Raw genomic sequence first — 2,077 nt, 5'->3', positions numbered from 1 at the left:
AGCAGGCCGGTCTGGCTCCATTGTTGTTTCAGGTTAAAGCCCAGCGGGTTGCTGCGGCTCAGTTCCTGGCCCAGTCGGTCGCGCTGAATACTGAGGGGCTGATGGTTCCCGACCTGCAGTTGTGCCAGCTGGCAGGCTTGGTTCCAGTCCAGCTGTGTGGTATTGCCTTCGGGAGAGGTTTCTGCGGGGACAGGCTTAAACTTCCTTAAAATCAAAGAGAAAAATGTGCCTGTCCTTTATTTTTTAAGGAATTATCCTTAACCGGACTGGCTGTATCCATTAGACCACCCCAGTTTCTGTGAGGACAGGCTCAAATTCTCTTAAAAATCAAAGAAAAAAATGTTCCTACCACTTGTTTCGTTAGATATTTTGTGAACTATCAATGATATAAATAAATCCACGCCTAATGTCAAAGAGCTATTTTTTATATCGAACAGTCTTATCAATAACCAACTTCTTCAATCTTAAATTTTCCCGATATAATCTTCACATAATTCTCATACTCTATGGGGATAGGAAGATCAAAGCTAATCAGCTTCATTGGATCAACATTATTTTTTTCCTTGTAACATAAGTATAATCTTTCATTTATCTCAGGATATATCGATATTGAGTCAAGCTCACATTTATCAAAGAAATCATCATCTGTACTTACTGACTTGGAAATAATAATTTGTTCTTGTCGCCCAAGATGATCTAGTCTATTTTCAACCAGCATTCCTCCAGGCTTATCTGATAAAGTAATAAAACTTATTTCACTTGAAGTGTTTTCCCAAACAATAATTTGACGTGCCCCAGGAAAGATTTTTATCCACCTGCTAGGAATATCTAACAAGGCAGAAGTGCTATCATCAAGATAGCTACTAATACATCCTGACTTTATGAACTGCCTAGCAACTGGCTTTATAAACAAGATATCAAGATTATTGCAATCAACATTATTCCAGTTTTCGTTATTTGAAAAACAATTAAAAAAACACATATATGGATCTTTTAGCATCTGGGCCAAACAGTATACACCTCCTTTAAGTCGAATACTTATAACTGAACCATCCTTCCAAGAAATTCTTTTCAAAATATCACTCCTAAAAGCTAGTTAAATAAAAAAACAGTCATACACATAAAAGCATTTTATCTGTTTGAAAATATAAATAAAACCCACTCAATCTTTATACCATTTACCTCTCTATACACAGGGCCAGAGAGGTAAAAATACTTATAGTTTAGTAATTACCCGCAGGATTTTTCTAATTTCAACTGCTCTTGAGCTGCAGCAATATATTTTTCTCGGTTTTTATTGTTTTGACCAACTGGGTTTTGTCTATTCGCTACATTATTCTTACCAAACTTTTCAACATCCAATTCATAATAATGTTGCTCTAAGCCACGGGCAGCTCTCTTACCATCAACATCATGTCCTTTATATACTACAGTTGGTGCAGTCCCTGAAAAAAGATCGAAGTTATCATTATAACGTCTTGCTACAATCTGCTCTCCTGTTAACCCCAAAGACGCTGGAGCACTAGCATATCCAGTATAAGGCTTACCTCCTTTCATCCCACGATAAGTAACATGCGTCCTCCCTTGACCTGTTGAAACATTATTAAGCCCTAACGGATCAACCCAGTCCACCGGGTTGTGCACATACGCCTGCGGCCTTTGCCCACCCGCCATACCTATCGGATCAGGTGTCAGGTACTGGGCTATCTCAGGATCATAGTAGCGGAATCGGTTGTAGTACAGTCCGGTTTCTGAGTCATAAATCTGGCCCTGGTATCTCAGGTCACAGGTCACCGGGTCGTTCGCGGCTTCTTCCTGATAATAACGCTGGGTATCCGGGCTTTGTTGCCATTGTTCGTGTTTACCCCAGATATCCTGATAGCCCCGCCAGTGGATATCACCGTTTTCGCTGCACAGTTCTCGCGGTGTGCCGGTCTGGTCGGTGACGATATAGTGCAGTGTGGCCGGTTCCGGGGTGTCCTCCTCTGTCGGGTTCTGTTTCAGCTGGGCAAAGGGCCGGAAGCTGTCCGGTTCATACAGCCAGTGGGTGGCTTCGGCCAGGGTGCCGTCGGCGTAG

3 protein-coding genes are annotated in these 2,077 nt (G+C 41.8%); all 3 read right to left on the bottom strand.

Going from position 1 to position 2,077, the window contains the following annotated elements; translation table 11 throughout:
* Positions 1 to 215: hypothetical protein (locus tag H579_RS0118570; protein WP_028301903.1), on the bottom strand; the 215-nt coding region annotated here is incomplete at its 3' end.
* 227 nt (positions 216 to 442) lie between these two features.
* Positions 443 to 1,075 carry a hypothetical protein gene (locus tag H579_RS0118565; protein ID WP_157834659.1) on the bottom strand — a complete coding sequence of 211 codons (633 nt, stop codon included), beginning with the start codon at positions 1,073 to 1,075 and terminating at the stop codon, positions 443 to 445.
* A gap of 155 nt (positions 1,076 to 1,230) precedes the next feature.
* Positions 1,231 to 2,077 (bottom strand): RHS repeat-associated core domain-containing protein (locus tag H579_RS28130; protein WP_211224754.1); only part of this gene is annotated, 847 nt, incomplete at its 5' end.

The organism is Oceanospirillum beijerinckii DSM 7166 (assembly GCF_000422425.1).
Lineage (GTDB): Bacteria > Pseudomonadota > Gammaproteobacteria > Pseudomonadales > Halomonadaceae > Oceanospirillum > Oceanospirillum beijerinckii.
The sequence above is the reverse complement of the archived record's forward strand: the minus strand, read 5'-3'. Positions and strand labels throughout refer to the sequence as shown.